Raw genomic sequence first — 19,398 nt, forward strand, 5'->3', positions numbered from 1 at the left:
CTTATTGCTCCTGCTGCGCGGTGGCTTGCGGTTGTGGTGCAGGCGCGTCATCGCTTTGTTTGCCCAATGATCGGATCGCATCAGCTATGGCGCGCAGCGGTGCGGCTACATCCGGGAACTGGAACCCGGCCACCAGAATGGCAGCCACCCAGAACAAGCCGTTATGAGTAAACAACGCCAACAGGGCCAAGATCCCGACAAGCTGAAACTGAGGGTGATTGGATTCATGCGCGATCTTTTCGGGGATCGAATGCAAGGTGAAGTAGCCAACGCCAATCAGCACAATCACCAGAACCGTAAACACAAACATGAAGGTCAGCAAAAAGTCGCTTCCATCTGCCTGCGTGACGTACGAGGGGATATGGCCTGTGGCCAATGGGTGTAACTCTGCCGGTGTCACGACTGCCTCCGATTCCGATTAGGCCGCACTAAAAGCAGGCCCAGTTCCATGGATCAAGTTTACATTACGGAAATTGCACCTCTTTCCCAACGGTGTACCGCGTGCAATGGTCCAATTGTGAAAGACGGCGCATCAAACAGCGGCCGCTAGTGGTTCAACCCTGAGGCGCAGAAAAGTATGATAGATTTCCTCGTCATAGGCGGCGGCATCGCCGGGTTAAGCACAGGCGCGCGGCTGTCCGAACATGGCCATGTCGTTGTTCTCGAGGCCGAAGAGGCACTGGGCTATCACACCTCGGGCCGGTCGGCAGCCTTGTTCGAGAAGGGCTATGGCCCACCTTCCGTTAAGGCGCTGAACGCAGCAAGCGAAGCCCATTTGGTGTCGAACGGATATCTGTCCCCTCGTGGTTTGATGCTGATTGGCGGCCATGACCAACGCGAGGTCTTTCAACAGGACCGGAAAGACCTTCGGCTGCAGGAAATATCGCTTAAGGACGCAATGGCACGGGTGCCAATCCTTAACCCGCATACGGCGGGGTTTGCGGCAGTGAGCACCGCGGCCTTCGACATTGATACAGACCGAATGCTGCAGGATTTCGCACGTGTCATCCGGGCGAATGGCGGCGCGGTTAGGACCCGCCGAAAGGTAACTGCTATCGAAAAAGAGGGACATTGGATCGTGCAGGCCGGGGACACCCATGAGGCCCACAATCTGGTGAACGCCGCCGGGGCGTGGGTGGATAAGGTTGCAACGATGGCGGGGATAACCCCCATCGGTATCGAACCGCGCCGCCGGTCGATGGCACGACTTCCTGCCCCTGCCGGACATGACCTCACGGGGTGGCCTCTGATATTGGGTGCGGGCGAAAGCTGGTACGCAAAACCAGATGCCGGGAAGCTGCTGGTTTCGCCCTGCGAAGCGGATCCCAGCTTTCCCCACGACGCCTATGCCGATGATATGGTTCTGGCCGAAGGGCTGGCCCGGTACGAAGCGATGGTGACCGAGCCTGTCACGCGGGTTGAGACAAATTGGGCCGGGCTGCGCAGTTTTTCACCGGACGGAACCCTGGTGCTGGGCCCCGACCCTGCCGATCCCAGTTTCATCTGGTCTGCGGCCCAGGGCGGATATGGTTTTCAAACGGCGCCCGCTGCGTCGCAACTGGTGGCGGACCTAGTGACAGGGTCTCAGTCTGATCTGGATGCAACCAACGTTGCGGCCCTGAAACCAGTAAGGTTTTGCGCATGACCACTCGTAAGCTACCTCCGAATGCAAGTGTTGCCGTAGCATCTGAGGGACAAAAAATGGTCGCCCCGGCAGCCAGCAGGAACGCCGAGGTTCTGTGTGATCTGTTGGCACGCGTCGCGCCACATACAGGCCGCGCACTGGAATTGGCCAGCGGCACGGGTCAACACGTTGCTGTCTTTGCGCATCGCCTGCCCGACCTGCACTGGCAGCCCAGCGAAATCGAGCCCGACCGGCGCGCTTCGATAGACGCCTATGCTGAAGGCTTCGACAACATAGCACCCGCGGTTGAATTGAACGCGACCCAACCCGGTTGGCATTCAAAGTACGGCGCCTACGACCTGATCGTCTTGATTAACCTGCTGCATCTGATCAGTTGGCTCGAAGTTGAAACGCTGGTTTCAGAAGCCGCGCTGGCGCTGGGTTCCGGCGGGCGTCTTGTTCTTTACGGGCCTTTCAAACGCGCAGGTGAGTTGACCAGCACCGGTGATCAGAATTTTCACGCAGCACTGACCCAGCAAGACCCGGAGATCGGATACAAGAATGATGCCGATATGCTCGCCTTGCTACAGCGATCCAACCTGATTGTGGTCGAGAGGGTTGAGATGCCAGCGAACAATCTTGCTCTTGTCGCGCAAAAACCTGTGACGTGATCAAGGATCGACAGGATCCCATTAAATGAAAAGCCCCGGAGTTTTCCGGGGCTTTTGGTGGATCAACCGTCCTTGCGGATGACCTCGTTTTTCGGATCGTAGGGGCTGTCGCAGGTGACGACCGCATCCCATAGCTGGTCCTGAATTTTGACCTTCAGCTTGGTGCCTTCGACCGCCAGTTCGGGCTTCACATAGCCCATGCCGATGGATTTCTCGAACGCGACCGAGTATCCGCCCGAGGTCAGTCGACCCACACGCTCGCCCTCCGGCGTGTACAGCGCCTCGCGGCCCCACGGGTCGGCATCGTCCGGTCCGTCGATCAGCAGAGTGCAGCACTTCACGCGTACGCCTGTCTCTTCCAGCTTAGCCTTGCCGTAGAAATCCTTGGACAGGTCAACAAAACGCGGCAGGTCGGCTTCAAGCGGGGTCGCGTCGCGGCCCAGTTCGGTGCCAAACGCGCGATAGGATTTCTCCTGACGCAGCCAGTTCTGCGCGCGGGCACCGACCAGCTTCATACCATGTTTCTCACCGGCTTTTTCCAGCAGGTCGAACAGGTAGTTCTGCATCTCAATCGGGTGGTGCAGTTCCCAACCCAGCTCACCGGTATAGGCCACGCGGATCGCGTTGACCGGGCACATGCCCAACTCGATCTGACGCGCCGACAGCCACGGGAAGCGCTTGTTGGACAGCGCGGTTTCCGGATCGGCGTCCTTGATGACCTCTTTCAGAACATCGCGCGACTTGGGTCCGGCGATGGCGAAGACGCCCCACTGGGTGGTCACGTCCTGGATCTCGATGTAACCGAACTCCTCCATCTTGTCCTCGGCCGCCTTACGCAGATAGTCGGCGTCGTACTCGGTCCAGGCACCGGCGGAAACGATGTAGTAGTTGTTCTCGCCATTGCGGACGATGGTGTATTCGGTGCGGGTAGTGCCGTGCGAAGTCAGCGCGTAGGTCAGGTTGATGCGCCCAACCTTGGGCAGCTTGTTGCAGGTGAACCAATCCAGGAACTGGGTCGCACCAGGGCCTTTGACAACATGCTTGGTAAAGGCCGACGCGTCGATCAGGCCAACGCCTTCGCGGATCGCTTTGGCTTCTTCGACAGCATATTGCCACCAGCCACCGCGGCGGAATGAACGGCTTTCCTTGTCGAAGTTATCCGGCGCGTCCAGAGGGCCGAAATAGTTCGGACGTTCCCAACCGTTGACCCAGCCAAACTGAGCACCGCGCGCTTTCTGACGGTCATAAGCCGGAACGGTGCGCAGCGGACGGCAGGCTTCCCGCTCTTCATCCGGGTGGTGCAGGATGTAGACGTGCTCATAGCACTCTTCGTTCTTGCGCGCCGCGAATTCGGTGGTCATCCAGTTGCTGCTGTAGCGTTTGGGGTCAAGCGAGGCCATGTCGATCTCGGCTTCGCCATCGACCATCATCTGCGCCAGATAATAGCCGGTGCCGCCTGCGGCGGTGATACCGAAGCTAAATCCCTCAGCCAGCCACATGTTACGCAGGCCCGGAGCCGGACCAACCAGCGGGTTGCCATCGGGGGTGTAGCAGATCGGGCCGTTGAAATCGTCCTTCAGGCCGGACTCGGCGCAGGACGGCACGCGCTCGGCCATCGCCATGTATTGATCCGCGATCCGGTCCAGATCCAACGGGAACAGGTCGGCACGGAAGCTGTCCGGCACACCATGTTCGAACCGCGCCGGAGCGCCATGCTCGTAGATACCCAGAATCCAGCCGCCGCGTTCTTCGCGCGCATAAGACTCGTTGTCGGCATCGCGCACAACAGGGTGCTCGGGATTACCCGCCTCACGCCATTTGACCAACTCGGGGTCTTTGTCCATGACGATGAACGTGTGCTCGACCGGGATGGCGGGCATTTTGATGCCCAGCATCTTTGCGGTTCGCTGCGCATGGTTGCCTGAGGCGGTGACGACGTGTTCAGCAGTGATAACCACCTGCTCGTCGCTCTCAACCAGGTTGCCGCCCTTTTCGACCATCTTGGTGCAGGTGACTTCCCAATGCGTGCCGGTCCAGTGGAAGGCATCAGCCTGCAGCTTGCGTACAATATCGACACCGCGTTGACGCGCGCCCTTGGCCATCGCCTGCGTCACATCGGCGGGGTTAATATAACCGTCCTCGGTGTGATAGATCGCGCCCTTCAGGTCCGAGGTCTCGATCAGAGGCCAGCGCTCTTTGATTTGCTCGGGTGTCAGCCACTCATATGCGACGTCACAGGTTTCTGCTGTGGATGCGTATAGCATGTATTCATCCATACGTTCCTGCGTCTGCGCCATACGCAGGTTGCCGACCACAGCGAAACCCGCGTTCAGACCGGTTTCTTCCTCAAGCGTCTTGTAGAAATCGACCGAGTACTTGTGAATGTGGGTCGTCGCATAGGACATGTTGAACAGTGGCAGCAGGCCCGCCGCATGCCATGTGGAACCGGATGTCAGTTCATCGCGTTCGATCAACATCACATCATCCCAGCCTGCCTTGGCCAGATGATAGGCAATCGAGGTTCCGACGGCGCCGCCGCCAACGACCAGTGCTTTGACTTGGGTTTTCATATCCGGGCGTCTCCCCTTGAATTCAGTTGACACCATATGGCGCATTTGAGGGCCCCGGCGCGACATTCATCCGACCAGTGATATGAGAAAAACGACCCGCGCGTGGTGCAGATCGTCGTTTTTGTTGTGACGGGCTTTAGTTGCCTCCGACTGTGCACCGTTTGCTGCTGCCCAATGACGCACAGGACGATGCCCCCAAGCCACCCTTGGAAACTTTGACTGCGCTCGGCGCTTTGGCTTGAGGCGCAGGCGCCTCGGCGCTGCCCGCGGTCTGGAACGCTTTACCCATAAGCCCCTTCAGAAAACCACCGATGCCGCCAGCGCTCAGCGCGTCGCTTTCCTTTTCGCGTAACGCAGATGTCAGCAGCAGGTTCTGTGTGCGGATGTACGCCAGTTGGGACAGCTCCTGATTTTCGAAGACCTCACCGTCAGTGATGTCCAGAACCCCTTCGGAATGGAAGCCCGAACTGGCCAGAGTGTTCGCCAAAACAGAAACGGTATCCAGATTTTTCAGTTTTTCCTGCCCCAGCTTCAATTGCGCGGCCTGCATCGTTTCGTAAAGGCTGTGCATTTCATCTGCTATGTCAGGCTGCCGATCCAACGGGACTTCGATCCCGGCGCCGACGACCAGAGCTGGATGCGGTAAAAGCTGGTTCAGGCTCGCATAGTCGACCAGTTCAAGCACCTCGCGAATTGTGGCATCGCTGGCGTCTGCATGCAGGCGGATGACAACCTCTTGATCAAAGCCGATGCGGCCGGTGAACGCGCGAAACCCCGGCGTCTCGTCGCCATCCACCAGATTTCCTGCTGTCTCAATGAAGGCCACACCGTCGATCACGGCATAGCCTTTTTCGACCTGCGTTCCGTTCAGAAACGCGTCCTGTGCACCAAGCGCGAGCCCGGCAAGCGTGTTGCGCGCGGCCTGCGGCTTGAGCGTTATGTCCAGCCAGACAAGCTCATCATCTTTTGCATAGACTGCCCCCGTATCGTCCAGCTTGCGCAGCAAGCCCTCTTTTCCGGCCTTGTTGAGAAGGGCCAATTCGACCGGACCACTGATCGAACTGACAAGAGGCGTCGGTCCGAAAGAGGAAAGAACCTTGGAAACAGTGGCATTTTCGGTCTCGGTCAGCGCATAGCGTTCCCACCCGGCTGGAGGCTCGGGCAGATAGGATTTGGATCCTGCATCCCATTGATTTTGCCGCTCTTGCGCGGCCTGCTTCAGTTTGCGCTCTTCTTGCCCCTGAGCGAAACGCGCCGAGACTGTATCGAAATATCCGCTCAGCGACAGCGTTTCGTCCGTTTTCTTGTCCTGCTGATAGTAGTCAAGGCCAGCGATAACCAGCCCCACAATCAATACAAAACCAATGAACCTGAGTGCGTCCATTTTGACCCCAAAATCAATCAATGCATTTTGTGCGATTGATACGGGGGGAATTGGGCGCAGTTGTGGCTTTGAGACGGAATTCCCGAGAATGCAACGATACTAGGCGTTCGGTAGTATCTTTCCTGGGTTCATGATGTTGTCAGGGTCCAACGCCCTTTTGATAGCAGCCATATAGGTGACCGCCGGCCCAAGTTCCTTGGACAGGTAAGGCCGCTTGCCTTGCCCGATTCCGTGCTCACCCGTGCAGGTCCCCTCCATCGAGATCGCAAGATCGTTCAGCCACCCGACAAACGCGTCGGCTTTGGTGACCTCGTCGGCGTTTTCCATGTCGATCAGCAGTAGGCTGTGAAAGTTGCCATCGCCAACATGGCCGACCATCGGCGCCATCAGCCCAAGCTCGCGGGCCTTGTCCTGCGTTGCCGTCACGCATTCGGCCAGACGAGAGATCGGGACACAGACATCCGTCGAAATACCCCGCGCGCCCGGACGCAACTGCAGGCATGCCCAATACATATCGTGGCGCGCCTGCCAAAGCTTGTTGCGTTCTTCGGTCGTTGAGGTCGCGGCGAAATCGTTGCCGCCGAACTCTTCGGCGATCTGACCAAAGGTCTCGGCCTGTTCGACCGCGCCGCTTTCCGAACCGTGAAACTCCAGCAACAGCAGCGGCGTTTCCGGCAGGCTAAGACCGGAATAGGCGTTGGCGGCCCTAACCGACATCTCGTCCAGCAACTCGATCCGGGCCACCGGGACGCCATATTGGATCGTCATCATAACCGCCTGACAGGCCGCATCCACCGTGGGAAAGGAACAGCGGGCCGAGGTGATTGCCTCGGGGATACCCTGAAGGCGCAAGGTAAGCTCGGTGATTATGCCCAAAGTCCCCTCGGCCCCGATCAGCAAACGGGTCAGGTCGTACCCGGCCGAGGATTTCTTGGCACGCTGTCCGGTTCGGATGATCTGCCCGTCCGGCATCACGGCTTCTAGGCTGAGGATATTGTCCTTCATCGTCCCATAACGGACTGCATTGGTGCCGGACGCCCGCGTCGCGGCCATCCCGCCCAATGAGGCATTCGCGCCCGGATCAATCGGGAAGAACAAACCCTGATCGCGCAAATACGTGTTCAGGTCTTCGCGCGTCACGCCGGGTTGTACGACACAGTCCAGATCGCCCGGGTTCACGGCCAGCACTTTGTTCATCTGCGACAGGTCGACCGAGATACCACCCGCGGGCGCGTTGACATGCCCCTCAAGCGACGTACCCGTGCCGAAGGCAATTACCGGCACTTTATGCGCCGCGCAGGTTTTAACGATTTCGGACACTTCGTCTGTCGATTTCGGAAAGACCACCGCATCAGGGGACTGGTTTTCAATCCAGGTCGTCGTATGGCCGTGCTGTTCGCGGATGGCCTGCCCGGTCTGCACCCGGTCACCGAATTGTTGTTTCAGGATGCCGACAGCCGCCGCAATCCCATCTTCGTTTCGCGGCAAAGCGACGGCCTGCACCATGTTTTTCTCCTTTGAAACGCTGGACTATTCGCCCAGCGCAATCCCTTCGCGGCGCGGATCAGCACCGCCGACCAGCATGTCGCCGATTTCAATCGCATGCAGGCCAGAGGTCAGATCCCGCGGATTGACCTCGAACCCTAGCCCAATCAGCGTGTCCGAGAACCCTTCGGCCGCGGTGCCCTGTTCCAGGTCATAGGTTCCAAAACGGTTGACCAGATGCGGCAACGACAGAGCCTGCTGCACGTCCATGTCCCAATCCGCCCAGGCGATGATTGACTTGGCCACATAGCCGATGATGCGGCTGCCACCCGGTGACCCGATGGCCAGAACGGGCGCGCCGTCCTGCATCACGATCGTCGGACTCATGGACGAGCGTGGACGCTTGCCCGGTTCCAGCCTGTTGGCAATCGGCACGCCGTTGCTATGAGTTTTGAAGGAAAAATCCGTCAACTCGTTGTTCAGCAGGAACCCGTTGGTCATCAGCCGCGAGCCAAAGCCGTTTTCGATGGTCGTCGTCATCGACAGCACATTGCCATACTGGTCCACGATCGAGATATGCGAGGTCGAGGGCAGCTCGATCGAGACATCATCGGCCCAGTTCGACGCGTGATCGAATTCGGGATTGCCCGGAGCAATTTCTATCAGGGCAGATTCGCCGCTCAGCAGTGCGCCACGCTCGGACAGGTAGGCAGGGTCCACCAGACCCTGCGTCGGCATTGGGACAAAATCGTGATCGGCCATATAGCGACCGCGATCCGCAAAAGCCAAACGCGAGGCATCGCCGATCAGACGCCAAGAATTCGCATCCTCGGGTCCCATTGCGGCAAGATCATAGCCGTCCAGCATGCCCAGAATCTGGCCGACGGTCAGAGCACCCGATGAAGGCGGGCCCATTCCACAAACCTCATACGCGCGATAGGTGGCGCAGACCGGCTCACGCTCAATCACCTGATACAGCGCCAGGTCGATACCCGACAGAACACCCGGATTGCCCGGCGCGTTGCGGACGGTACTTACGATACCCGCAGCGATCTCTCCACCGTAAAACCCTGCCGACCCTTCGCTGGCCAGAACCCGCAGCGTTTCCGCATATGCCGGGTTCATCAGGCGTTGCCCCTGCTCAAGCGGTTTGCCGTCCGGCAGGAAATACGCGGCAGTTTCCGGAAAGCGCGATAACCTTTCGGCATCGTTCTGAACCAGATTGGCCAGCCGCGGCGAAACAAGGAACCCCTCGTCTGCCAGAGCAATGCCGTCTGCAAACAGGCCTGGCCAAGGGCTGCGCCCCCAACGCCGATGTGCTTCTTCCATCAGGGCGGGCGTACCGGGCGTGCCAACGGACAAGCCACCCACGACCGCGTCAAAGAATTTCAGTGGCTCGCCGTTTTCGTCATGAAACAGTCTGTGGTTTGCCTCTAGCGGCGCGGTTTCGCGTCCATCCAACGTGGTCAATTCACCCGTTGCGGCGTCATACCAGACCAGAAACGCTCCGCCGCCAAGACCCGAGGATTGAGGCTCAACCAGCCCCAGCACGACCTGAACAGCGACCATAGCGTCCGCTGCCGAGCCACCGGCGCGCAAAACCTTGGCACCTGCTTCAACGGCCAATGGGTTTGCTGCGGCGACCATCCAGTTCTCAGACGTGACCGGCTGCCCGGCCATCTTTGCCTCAAGCGCGGCTACGACTTCTTCGGTCAGACCTTGCGCCTGCCCTTCGGACGCGCCTTCGGGTGCAACCGAATCCGCCGTTTCCTGAGCAACCGACGGCCCGGCCAGAACCATCGCTGACACCAACACTCCTGAAATCAGACTTCGTTTCATCGTATCCTCCTGAAAAAATGCGTGGGTAAAAACGGCACAGCCCGCTGATCTACGCGGGCACAGCCTGATCAGAGCATTGCGGGAACCACCTGATCCGGAGGGCGGTGGCCGTCTTCGAAGGTTTTGATATTGATAATGACCTTCTCGCCCATTTCGACCCGACCCTCCAGCGTAGCCGACCCCATATGGGGCAGCAGCACAACATTGGGCAACTGCCGCAACCTTGGGTTCACATCCGTTCCGTTTTCGTAAACGTCCAAACCAGCCCCGGCGATCTCACCCGAGCGGATCTGGCGGGTCAGCGCGTTCTCGTCAATCACTTCGCCGCGCGACGTATTCACGATAACAGCTGTTGGCTTAAGCAACTTGAGCCGCCGCGCATTCATCAGATGGAAGGTCGAAGGCGTCGACGGACAATGGACCGAGATCACATCCATCCGGGCCACCATCTGGTCAAGGCTTTCCCAATAGGTCGCCTCCAATTCCTGTTCCGTTTCCGGGCGAAGCCTGCGGCGATTGTGGTAATGCACCTGCATCCCAAACGCGCTGGCGCGACGCGCCACGGCCTGACCGATGCGGCCCATGCCCAGAATACCCAAGCGCCGACCGCCGATACGCCCGCCCAACAAGGCATTCGGCGCCCAACCGGCCCAATCGCCCTGCTGCATGACGGACAGCCCCTCGGGAATGCGCCGCGTCACGGCCAGGATCAGCGCCATCGTCATGTCCGCCGTGTCATCAGTCAGAACACCCGGTGTGTTCGACACCAGAATGCCCCGCTGACGCGCGGTCGCGACATCGATATTGTCGACACCCGCCCCGTAATTCGCGATCAGCCGCAGGTTTTCGCCCGCCTGGCCCAGCAGGCCCCCATCGATCGTATCGGTCACGGTTGGCACAAGAACATCGGCGGTCTTGACCGCCTCAACCAGTTCTTCGCGGGTCATAGGGGTATCGGTGTCGCGCAACTGCACATCGAACAATTCGCTCAACCGGGTTTCAACCGCCTCGGGCAACCGTCGCGTAACGACAACACTCAGACGTTCTCTTGGCACCTCTGCCCTCCCACTGCTTTGCAAACCTTCGCACGCCATGGCATCGTGGCGCAGGATAAGGCGGGGCACAAGAACCCCATAGGCATTGAGTCGACCTTTTTTCGCACCAAGAACAACAGGCACAAGAGCAGACAGTAAGTGAGTGGTTTTCTACCCGTAATTCGCCTTGTTCCGGCGGCATTCACCCTTTTTCTGACCGTGTTCGGTGCGATAGCCGCCAGCGCGCAGGACAGTCGTGGCCCGGTGACCAACCTGCCCCTGCCGCGCTATGTCTCGATGAAGGCAGCCGAGGGCAACGTGCGCCGGGGTCCGTCCCTGACACATCGAATCGACTGGGTATTCAAACGCCGGGGCATGCCGCTGCAGATCACAGCCGAATACGGGAACTGGCGTCGGGTTCAGGATCGCGACGGAGCCGGAGGATGGGTGCACTACGCTCTTCTGTCCGGGGTGCGCACCGTGCTGGTCGAACCCGAGTTGCTGACCGTCCACACCAGCCCCGACCCGCAGGCGCCAATCAGCGCCCAATTCGAATCTGGTGTTGTTGCACGCCTTGGCACCTGCTCGATCGACTGGTGCCAGATTTCAGCCGGTGGGTACCGCGGCTGGGCCCAGAAATCCAACCTTTGGGGCGTGGACCCTGCCGAGATCCGCGAGTAGCCCTGCAGATCAGGACGTACGCGCGATAAAATCGCAGGTCCGCTCGACCAATTGCGGACCGACGTCTTCCTGAAGAAAATGCGCCGCATTCGGCAGTATTACGTGCGGCTGACCGGCAGCACCTGGGCACAACTTCTGAAACACTTTGTCAATTCCGGCCATGACCTTGTCATCTGCCCCAAATGCCGTCAGGACAGGGGTCTGCAACCCTCGGATCACGTCCCACGCTTTGCGGTTCGGCGCTGACGATGGATCATCCGGCGAAGACGGAACCAGCATCGGAAACTGTCGCGCTCCTGCCTTGTAGCTTTCGTCCGGGAACGGCGCGTCATAAGCGGCGATCACGTCTTCGGACATCGGCGAAACAGTTCCGCCCTTCAAAATACCTCCAGCCGGGAAAACGGGTACCTCCTGGCTGAACTTACGCCAATTCTCGAACGCTTCACCCATGGGTTGGTCACCCGTCGGTAGCGCCGTATTGGCCACGACGATACGTGCGAAGCGTTCCGGCATCTCAGCCCAAAGCCGCAGTCCGATCAGCCCACCCCAGTCCTGACAGACCAGAGTGATCCTGCGCAGATCGGTTTTGCGCAACCACTCACCCATCCATCGCACATGCCTTTCATAGGTGTAATCGTCACGCTCGGTCGGTTTGTCCGAGCGCCCGAATCCAATCAAATCCGGTGCGACCGCACGGTGTCCCTGCGCGACGAAACCCGCGATCATGTGACGATAGAGATACGACCAGCTGGGTTCACCATGCATCATCAAAATGGGATCTGCGTTCTGCGGCCCCTCATCCACATGATGCACCCGCAGTTGACCACCCTCTGTGTCGTCAACTTGCGTATAGTTCGGAGCAAACGGATAATCCGAAAGCCCCTGAAACCGATCATCCGGCGCGCGAAGAAACTTCATGACCTTTCCCCCTATGATTCCCGACCTGAGTCACTCTGGCCGATTGATGGCGATACAAGCCGCTACAAAAGACAGGTCTCAGGCTAATTCGAGCCGAATGATCACCGTCGACCTGACTGATATTCCGATTTCAAAAACCCTGATATCTGCGCCTTCCACCTTGAAAGATCGGGCTGCAGGTCAATGAAGACAAGCCACGTTAACACCACCAAATGCGCCCCTTGTATTTTTTTTCAAACGGCGCTCATTTTTTGTAGGAAAGGTCTTGAACCCGCCGATCAACAATCGTAGACAGCGCCTCACCGTTGGGGTGTAGCCAAGTGGTAAGGCAGCGGTTTTTGGTACCGTGTATCGTAGGTTCGAATCCTACCACCCCAGCCACCTTTTCCAGAAAATCCAGGAAAATAAGGGGCGACAGAGCCTCCGGAAAATCCGATGTGTGTCAGCATTCGGAAACTGTGACACATGCTATGACACAGCCAGCCAAAAATCGACCCAGCAGTCGGTTGCGCAAACCCCGTTATCATGCGGGACCCTACCTCATGCGCCGCAGCCGTATTTTCTATTTCCGAAAACGCCTGCCAAAAAAACTATCAAACCAGTTTCTTTGCCTGTCGCTGCGAACCGACCTCCCGCTCGACGCCGTGAAGCGCGCAGCCGCGTTGCTCACCGTCCTCGAGCAGATGGAGAAAACACACGTGGACGCACTGATTAAAGATTCGCTGAACGCCGAGAACGCCAAAGCCGTCTTGACCGAGATGCTACGCTCAGCACTTGAGGGCATGCTACAAGAGCAAAACCAAGACACTGCCTTGAGCGCTGGCGAGGTCGACTGAAGGATCGAAGCACTGCAGGAAGAAAACCGCCGTCTTCGGCAGGCCGCAAGAACAAGACAATGGACCGACGTCGAACCGTTCCCGGTTATCCTGGCTTGCAACCTCTTTTAAAGCTCTACACTGGAAATAGAAGTAACCTTGCCCAACTGGCATAACAGTACATGTACTGATCCATTGTATGTTCGCTGGATCACCAAAAATACGATGCTTTTCTTGAATTTGGATCGACATGTTCAATGAAGAGGTTCGCCTTAGGTCTTCTTTCTGTCTTTCTTTCAGCCAACGCCACCTGATGCGGCTGTGCGGCCCGTCGGAGGAGACATCCGACGCGAGCGCTATATCCAATTCAACTCGAACTCTTGGATTGCGGAACTTTTGCCTGTCGTCGTATTGAGAACAGACACGCGTTTGGCGACATCCCTAAATGATACGATGACCTCTGCTGAACCCATACCTCAATCACCGGATCGCACCCTTGTCGGCGTTGCGCTGATGCTGGGGTTTTGCCTAACCGCTCCTTTGCTGGATGTGTCTGCGAAACTCGCGTCGACCAGTGTGCCGGTTGGGCAGATTACGGCTGCTCGGTTTGTGGTGCAATGCGCGCTAATGGCGCCTTTCATCTGGATAATGGGACTGTCGTTGCGCGTGGCGAAAGGTCAGGTGATGGTGCTGGTTTTCCGCTCATTGCTGCTGGTGTTCGCAACATTTTGCTTCATTGCCGCGATCCGGGTGATGCCCCTTGCCGATGCGCTGGCAATCGTATTCGTTGCCCCTTTCATCGTCTTGTTGGTCGGCAAGTTTTATCTTGGTGAAGACGTCGGCCCGCGTCGCGTTGGCGCGGCGCTTGTGGGGTTTGTCGGGGTGTTGTTCGTCATCCAGCCCAGTTTCGCAGCTTTCGGCGCGGTTGCCATTATTCCACTTGGCACGGCAGTTGCCTTCGCTTTGTACATTCTTTTGACCCGGGGATTGTCGCGTCGGGTGCACCCTGTGACCCTGCAATTCCACACCGGCCTGATCGCCAGCCTGTTTTGCATTCCAGCTCTAATTGTTGCGCAAGATTCCGGCTCTGATTTATTTGATCCCGTTTGGCCGACAGATATCGCGTTGTTGTGGCTTTTGGGCGCTGGCTTTTTCGCGACGGTGAGCCACATCATGATGACCTATGCGCTGTCTTTTGCACCTTCCGTCACGCTGGCACCGCTGCAGTATTTTGAGCTGCCGGTCGCAACTTTGTTCGGCTATCTTGTCTTCAATGATTTCCCGAACACGCTTAGCCTGCTTGGCATTGCCATCATCATCAGTGCGGGGCTGTACATGATACATCGCGAAAGGGTGGCGGCCAGACAGTTGGTCACCGTACGTGCCGTACCTCCAGTCTAAGGCTATACGCCCGACCCAAAGCAGCCATTTGCGCCAGCCGCATCGAAGGTCTGGTTCGAGCCCAAAGCGGACTGTCAAATACCCGATCTAAGTGGGTGGCTGAAGAAACAAGCTTTCGTTGATAACCTTTGCGATGGAGATTTCAGATCGACAGCAAGTTCACGGCAAAAATATGAAAGTCTTCACCGGAAAATCTCTACTATTCGTTCTCGAGAGTAGTAACTGAACCTTTTGCCAAGTTACTTTCAACGCGAGCTAATATACCTTCATTTCAGAAGGCGGCTGGACAACGCTCAGTCCTGTAGGGAGCCTACAAATGAAAAAGGGTATGCATCATAAAGATCCTGCTCCAAACTTCTTAGGGCTCACGTTCTGGTATCAGTTGGTCGTGCTGGTGTTCTTGACGATAGCGTCGTTAGTCCTCGCTTCGTCTGTACTGGTCCCCCTGTGTTTTGCGGCCCTCTTGTTCGTTCTCCTCACAGCGACTGCGGATCGCATTAGCAGATTCAAGATATTTGGAAGTACCGTCCCGAAGTGGCTTGCGCATTTGGCCGCGATTTCAATTGTGTTAATCGGCCTTTCGCTTGTGTTGTCGATACTATCCAGTCAAGCAGGCGAGGTTTCGGAAGCGTTTCCACGCTATGAGGAACGGTTTTCCAGCATAGTCGCAAAGCTGGTATCACTGGTTGGGCAAGACAACTATGCAGCCGCGGTAAAGGCTTTGGAACAAATCAACCTGGCTGGGTTCGCGACAGGAGTGATCGGGTCTGCTGGGGCGTTCCTAAGCGCTTTTTTCCTGGTGCTGCTCTATGTGCCATTCATGTTGGTTGAACGCGTTCCAATGCGCGCCAAAATCAAGCTCGCAATCAAAGACAGGGAAGCCGCTGAAAAAGTTCGTCGTGTTCTTGAGAGCACGTCGGACAGCATTCAAAGATATGTTGGCATCAAAACGCTGGTGAGTGCACTGACTGGCTTGGGCAGTTATGCCGTAATGGCATCCGTCGGCCTGGACTTCTCTGAAACCTGGGCCGTTCTTGCGTTTTTGTTGAATTTTGTCCCGACAATCGGCTCTATAGTCGGCGTCGCGCTTCCTTCAATCGTCGCACTGGTACAGTTTGAAGAAGTCGTGCCCTTTCTTGTGGTTCTGATTGGTTGTGGCGCAGTTCAATTCTCTATCGGCAATATCCTGGAGCCAATGCTGCTTGGGAAAAGCCTGAATTTGTCGCCTTTCATGGTCATTTTGGCGCTCACGTTTTGGACAGCGATCTGGGGCATTGCCGGCGCGTTAATGAGTGTTCCGATCACCGTGTGCATCATGATTGTGCTTTCAAACATCCCGTCTACTCAGCCATTCGCCATACTGATGTCCGGTGACGGGAAGATAAGCAACACTGACGCCGTGAACAATTAAGCGCGAGAGACGTTCGCTAATCTGGACGGCGGTTTAGTTCTGACCAAACTGGCTAACATACGCGTCGGACTCGCACGCAAAATTCGAAAAACCGTACGAAGGTTGAGATTCAAGAATAAACGCTCACTACTTAACGTTTGGAAAAACGAAGTTCAGTGCTTTTGGTTCGATTGAAACCTCAAAGCGTTGATCGATCATCGGCTCGCCGTCCAAATTCATATGAAACGGCTGGGAGGTTTCCAGAACCATAGATCTCAGGCGAGAGCGCTGTACAACACCATCCTTTGGATCCGAAATATCCGGCAGTCTGCCAAAGGGCAGGTTTTCTGGCATTAAACGCTCTGCGGAAAGCACGCTTAAATCGAGCAACCCGTCGGACACTTCCGCTGCGGGCGCCACGTCAAAACCGCCACCTGCATAGCGGCTGTTCGCAATCGCGATCGCGGAAATGGAAACGTCGTACGAGTCTCCACTATCGATTGCGATTTTCGCCAGAACGGACTTCGCATCAGATAAACGAGCAAGCCCGAAAAGTGTGTACGCGAGGCCGCCGAGCCTTTTCTTCATTTCCTTGGGTGTCGTTGCGGTGATCATCGCTCCAAAACCGCCGCTTGCAACATTTACAAACGGTCTGCCGTTTATGTATCCGACATCGATAGGCCGCGCGTCTCCCGATGCAGCAACTCGAACAGATGTTGCCAAGTCCAAACCCTTATCACCAAAAGACCGGGCGAAATCGTTCGCTGTCCCCAAGGGAACAAGGCCTAGCGAGACAGGCGACTTTGCCTTCAACTTCAAAACAGCCCTCGCAACCGAGTTCAAAGTGCCGTCACCACCGCCAGCGATTATCCGAGTTACCCCGTCGCCCACGGCTTCTCGAAGCGTCTTCTTCAAGTCTTTTCCTGACCAAGGAATACACACCCTAATGCCAAGCTCTTTTTCTAATGGACGGACAGCAGAACGCAGATCGGGTCTTGCTGCGGACTTCCTATTGAGAACTAGCAGGATACGTTTGGCCATGGTTCAAGCATAAAGCCCTAACATTTTGGAGCAACCGCCTTAAAACTTCTAAATGCAAGAGGCGCTCCCGCAATCGAAATTTTGTTTGTGCCAGCCAACCCCTAAGTGACGGTAGTCAGCTTTGTCCGCAGAGTAGACTTTGAGCCCATAGTGTCCAATGCTGAGATTTGCAGGAATGGCAGCTTTTGTCATCGCAACTGCGGCGGTAATCCGGCGCTTTCTGCGGCCGGTTTGTTATCAGGACATCCCAACCGACCTTCTGCCCGAGAAATTGTGAGGCCGCCAATGACGACATTCGAACCATCGAACCGGCTTGCAGGCAAAACCGCCCTTATCACAGCTGCCGGGCAAGGCATTGGCCGCGCAACCGCCGAATTATTTGCGGCCGAAGGCGCACGCGTAATCGCCAGCGACATCAACGATGCTTCGCTAACCGAATTGGGCGGTATCGCGGGTATCGAGCCGCTCAAACTGGACGTAACAGACAATGACGCTGTGACAGCCGCTGCGGCCGACCTGCCGAAACTGGACGTTCTATTTAACTGTGCGGGCTATGTTGCGGGAGGCTCAATCCTTCAGTGCAGCGAAAAAGACTGGGACTTCAGTTTCGATCTCAACGTCAAAGCCATGTTCAGGCTGATCCGCCTGACTCTTCCGGGAATGCTGGAAGCAGGCGGTGGGTCAATCATCAACATGTCGTCGGTCGCATCATCAATGAAGGGCGTACCTAACCGATTTGCCTACTGCGCATCGAAAGCAGCGGTCATTGGCCTGACCAAATCCGTGGCCGCCGATTTCGTGACTCAAGGCATCCGTTGCAACGCGATTTGCCCCGGCACCGTCGACAGCCCCAGCCTGCATGACAGGCTGCGCGCCACCGGGGACTATGAACAGGCAATGACCGATTTCATTGCGCGTCAGCCGATGGGCCGAATTGGCACAGCAGAAGAAATTGCAGCACTGGCTTTGTATTTGGCCAGTGATGCCAGCAAATACACATCGGGTCAGCCCTTTGCCATTGATGGCGGCTGGACGATCTGAACAGGAAGGAACTAACAATGAAACTGCTACGTTATGGCCCCAAAGGCGCTGAAAAACCCGGTATATTGGCCTCGGATGGATCGGTTCGTGACCTTTCGGGAGTGGTCGATGACATCTCAGGCGGAACTCTCGGCGACGCCAGTCTTGAAAAACTGCGTGCGATAGATCTGGACAGCCTGCCGATAGTAGATGGAGATCCACGCATCGGCCCCTGTGTCGGCCATGTCGGTAAATTCATCTGTATTGGCCTGAACTACGCCGACCACGCGGCGGAAGCCGGCATGGAACTTCCTGCTGAGCCGGTGATTTTCTTCAAGGCCACTTCCTCCATTGCCGGCCCCAATGACAAGGTCGAAATCCCGCGCGGATCGGTCAAAACCGACTGGGAGGTGGAGCTCGGGGTTATCATCGGAAAAGAGGCCAAATACGTCTCTGAAGCCGAAGCCATGGACCACGTCGCTGGGTATTGCGTTGTGAACGATTTATCAGAACGTGATTTTCAGCTTCATCGCTCGGGTCAATGGGTCAAGGGAAAGTCCGCCGATACGTTTGGCCCAATCGGCCCCTGGCTGGTGACAAGAGACGAGGTGCCAGACCCGCAAAACCTGCCGATGTATCTTGAGGTGAACGGGCACCGGTATCAGGATGGTTCAACCAAAACGATGCATTTTGTTGTGGCAACCGTCATTTCGCATCTATCGCAGTTTATGTCGCTGCAACCCGGGGACGTGATTTCGACAGGAACACCCCCTGGCGTGGGTATGGGGCAAGAACCCCAGACCTATCTGAAGCCAGGCGACAAAATGGAACTGGGGATTGAGGGATTGGGCGTACAGCGACAGGATGTCATCGCTGGATAGTGGAGCCTCAGCCATTGTCCGCTGAATCTCGACGCCACAAGTTACGGCATCGATCACCGAGGCGAATTCGACTAGAGCACCATCCCTTATCAACTCGACGAGGCGCCCGTGATGTCTTGCGATTGTGGGATCAAAAATCCCTGAACGCAGACTTTTTAGAGCGGACAATACCCCTGCCTCGTCGCTGCCCATCAACGACGAATACCCAACGAAATCGGCAGCCATGATCGCGGCGAGTCGACGCTGCATAGGACCCGCCTGCTTGCAGTCTAACGGTTTTCACGAAATCTCGACCATGCATGTCCTTCTGATAGTCCAACTAATTTGGCCGCCATGGCACAAACCAAATTTCTGCTTCGCCTCGACAGTTCCTACTGATTGCAGACGCAGCGAAAGTTATATGACCGGCGAGCTCTCTAACGTCCAAATAGTCAAAAGTAGAAAAGTGAAGCACAATACTGGACACAAACTAATTTCCGAACACTGCCCATTGACCCCATTTCTTTAATTTGTAATTTTCAATATGTTGACAAAAAATCCTACCACCCCAGCCACGAATTCTCCGAATAAACAAGCTGAATAGCTCTTCGCAGACTGCGGCGTGTTTTCAGCCACTTAGAGTTCTGCGCTTTGGGGTGGCTTCC

16 protein-coding genes and 1 tRNA gene are annotated in these 19,398 nt (G+C 56.8%); 9 read left to right on the forward strand and 8 right to left on the reverse strand.

Annotation, left to right across the window (positions count from 1 at the left end; all coding sequences use genetic code 11):
- Position 1 precedes the first annotated feature (1 nt).
- Complete coding sequence (locus J7416_RS15460) at positions 2 to 400, reverse strand: hypothetical protein (protein WP_209226055.1); 399 nt, start codon at positions 398 to 400, stop codon at positions 2 to 4.
- A 177-nt stretch (positions 401 to 577) separates the two neighbouring features.
- Here J7416_RS15460 and J7416_RS15465 point away from each other — a divergent pair, with 177 nt between their 5' ends.
- Complete coding sequence (locus J7416_RS15465; protein ID WP_209226056.1) at positions 578 to 1,645, forward strand: FAD-dependent oxidoreductase; 1,068 nt, start codon at positions 578 to 580, stop codon at positions 1,643 to 1,645.
- Positions 1,642 to 2,295: a DUF938 domain-containing protein gene (locus J7416_RS15470; protein WP_209226057.1), complete on the forward strand. Its 654-nt coding sequence runs from the start codon at positions 1,642 to 1,644 to the stop codon at positions 2,293 to 2,295. Before J7416_RS15465 ends, J7416_RS15470 begins: the two co-directional genes overlap by 4 nt.
- 62 nt (positions 2,296 to 2,357) lie before the next feature.
- Here the strand turns inward: J7416_RS15470 and J7416_RS15475 are convergent, their stop codons facing one another.
- The 5 genes from J7416_RS15475 to J7416_RS15495 form a co-directional block, all read right to left on the reverse strand.
- Positions 2,358 to 4,865: an FAD-dependent oxidoreductase gene (locus J7416_RS15475; RefSeq protein WP_209226059.1), complete on the reverse strand. Its 2,508-nt coding sequence runs from the start codon at positions 4,863 to 4,865 to the stop codon at positions 2,358 to 2,360.
- A 136-nt stretch (positions 4,866 to 5,001) separates the two neighbouring features.
- Complete coding sequence (locus J7416_RS15480) at positions 5,002 to 6,249, reverse strand: hypothetical protein (protein WP_209226060.1); 1,248 nt, start codon at positions 6,247 to 6,249, stop codon at positions 5,002 to 5,004.
- Between the two features lie 99 nt (positions 6,250 to 6,348).
- On the reverse strand, positions 6,349 to 7,755 hold the full coding sequence (locus J7416_RS15485; protein WP_209226061.1) for an FAD-linked oxidase C-terminal domain-containing protein: 1,407 nt from the start codon (positions 7,753 to 7,755) through the stop codon (positions 6,349 to 6,351).
- A gap of 24 nt (positions 7,756 to 7,779) precedes the next feature.
- The gene (gene ggt / locus J7416_RS15490) at positions 7,780 to 9,573 is read right to left on the reverse strand and encodes a gamma-glutamyltransferase (RefSeq protein ID WP_209226062.1); all 1,794 of its coding nucleotides are present in this window, start codon (positions 9,571 to 9,573) and stop codon (positions 7,780 to 7,782) included.
- A 68-nt stretch (positions 9,574 to 9,641) separates the two neighbouring features.
- Entirely contained in the window at positions 9,642 to 10,628 is a 987-nt protein-coding gene (locus tag J7416_RS15495; protein WP_209226064.1) for a D-glycerate dehydrogenase, read from the reverse strand.
- 192 nt (positions 10,629 to 10,820) lie between these two features.
- Here J7416_RS15495 and J7416_RS15500 point away from each other — a divergent pair, with 192 nt between their 5' ends.
- A complete protein-coding gene (locus J7416_RS15500) occupies positions 10,821 to 11,288 on the forward strand; it encodes an SH3 domain-containing protein (protein ID WP_247744327.1) in 468 nt (155 codons plus the stop codon).
- Between the two features lie 9 nt (positions 11,289 to 11,297).
- Here J7416_RS15500 and J7416_RS15505 read toward each other — a convergent pair whose 3' ends face one another.
- Complete coding sequence (locus tag J7416_RS15505) at positions 11,298 to 12,206, reverse strand: haloalkane dehalogenase (protein WP_209226065.1); 909 nt, start codon at positions 12,204 to 12,206, stop codon at positions 11,298 to 11,300.
- A 306-nt stretch (positions 12,207 to 12,512) separates the two neighbouring features.
- On the opposite strand from J7416_RS15505, the gene J7416_RS15510 reads away from it, so the two are divergent.
- The 4 genes from J7416_RS15510 (at position 12,513) to J7416_RS15525 (ending at position 15,833) form a co-directional block, all read left to right on the forward strand.
- Positions 12,513 to 12,587 (forward strand) — tRNA-Gln (locus tag J7416_RS15510).
- Positions 12,588 to 12,748: 161 nt separating this feature from the next.
- A complete protein-coding gene (locus J7416_RS15515; RefSeq protein WP_209226066.1) occupies positions 12,749 to 13,042 on the forward strand; it encodes a DUF6538 domain-containing protein in 294 nt (97 codons plus the stop codon).
- 432 nt (positions 13,043 to 13,474) lie between these two features.
- Positions 13,475 to 14,422: a DMT family transporter gene (locus J7416_RS15520; RefSeq protein ID WP_348540281.1), complete on the forward strand. Its 948-nt coding sequence runs from the start codon at positions 13,475 to 13,477 to the stop codon at positions 14,420 to 14,422.
- Between the two features lie 316 nt (positions 14,423 to 14,738).
- On the forward strand, positions 14,739 to 15,833 hold the full coding sequence (locus tag J7416_RS15525; protein ID WP_209226067.1) for an AI-2E family transporter: 1,095 nt from the start codon (positions 14,739 to 14,741) through the stop codon (positions 15,831 to 15,833).
- 126 nt (positions 15,834 to 15,959) lie between these two features.
- Here the strand turns inward: J7416_RS15525 and J7416_RS15530 are convergent, their stop codons facing one another.
- The gene (locus J7416_RS15530) at positions 15,960 to 16,853 is read right to left on the reverse strand and encodes a YegS/Rv2252/BmrU family lipid kinase (protein WP_209226069.1); all 894 of its coding nucleotides are present in this window, start codon (positions 16,851 to 16,853) and stop codon (positions 15,960 to 15,962) included.
- A 285-nt stretch (positions 16,854 to 17,138) separates the two neighbouring features.
- Here J7416_RS15530 and J7416_RS15535 point away from each other — a divergent pair, with 285 nt between their 5' ends.
- The gene (locus tag J7416_RS15535) at positions 17,139 to 17,894 is read left to right on the forward strand and encodes an SDR family oxidoreductase (RefSeq protein ID WP_209226070.1); all 756 of its coding nucleotides are present in this window, start codon (positions 17,139 to 17,141) and stop codon (positions 17,892 to 17,894) included.
- A 17-nt stretch (positions 17,895 to 17,911) separates the two neighbouring features.
- Positions 17,912 to 18,754, forward strand: coding sequence for a fumarylacetoacetate hydrolase family protein (locus J7416_RS15540; RefSeq protein WP_209226072.1), 843 nt, complete (start codon positions 17,912 to 17,914; stop codon positions 18,752 to 18,754).
- Positions 18,755 to 19,398 lie beyond the last annotated feature (644 nt).

It is taken from the genome of Ruegeria sp. R14_0 (assembly GCF_017743975.1).
Taxonomy (GTDB): domain Bacteria; phylum Pseudomonadota; class Alphaproteobacteria; order Rhodobacterales; family Rhodobacteraceae; genus Ruegeria.

Excerpts from the sequence above, each read along its gene's own strand:
- ggt (WP_209226062.1), bottom strand. The coding sequence starts at position 9,573 with ATGAAACGAAGTCTGATTTCAGGAGTGTTGGTGTCAGCGATGGTTCTG.
- J7416_RS15535 (WP_209226070.1), top strand. The coding sequence starts at position 17,139 with ATGACGACATTCGAACCATCGAACCGGCTTGCAGGCAAAACCGCCCTT.
- J7416_RS15485 (WP_209226061.1), bottom strand. The coding sequence starts at position 7,755 with ATGGTGCAGGCCGTCGCTTTGCCGCGAAACGAAGATGGGATTGCGGCG.
- J7416_RS15480 (WP_209226060.1), bottom strand. The coding sequence starts at position 6,249 with ATGGACGCACTCAGGTTCATTGGTTTTGTATTGATTGTGGGGCTGGTT.
- J7416_RS15520 (WP_348540281.1), top strand. The coding sequence starts at position 13,475 with ATGACCTCTGCTGAACCCATACCTCAATCACCGGATCGCACCCTTGTC.
- J7416_RS15540 (WP_209226072.1), top strand. The coding sequence starts at position 17,912 with ATGAAACTGCTACGTTATGGCCCCAAAGGCGCTGAAAAACCCGGTATA.
- J7416_RS15465 (WP_209226056.1), top strand. The coding sequence starts at position 578 with ATGATAGATTTCCTCGTCATAGGCGGCGGCATCGCCGGGTTAAGCACA.
- J7416_RS15515 (WP_209226066.1), top strand. The coding sequence starts at position 12,749 with ATGCGCCGCAGCCGTATTTTCTATTTCCGAAAACGCCTGCCAAAAAAA.
- J7416_RS15475 (WP_209226059.1), bottom strand. The coding sequence starts at position 4,865 with ATGAAAACCCAAGTCAAAGCACTGGTCGTTGGCGGCGGCGCCGTCGGA.
- J7416_RS15530 (WP_209226069.1), bottom strand. The coding sequence starts at position 16,853 with ATGGCCAAACGTATCCTGCTAGTTCTCAATAGGAAGTCCGCAGCAAGA.
- J7416_RS15470 (WP_209226057.1), top strand. The coding sequence starts at position 1,642 with ATGACCACTCGTAAGCTACCTCCGAATGCAAGTGTTGCCGTAGCATCT.
- J7416_RS15525 (WP_209226067.1), top strand. The coding sequence starts at position 14,739 with ATGAAAAAGGGTATGCATCATAAAGATCCTGCTCCAAACTTCTTAGGG.
- J7416_RS15505 (WP_209226065.1), bottom strand. The coding sequence starts at position 12,206 with ATGAAGTTTCTTCGCGCGCCGGATGATCGGTTTCAGGGGCTTTCGGAT.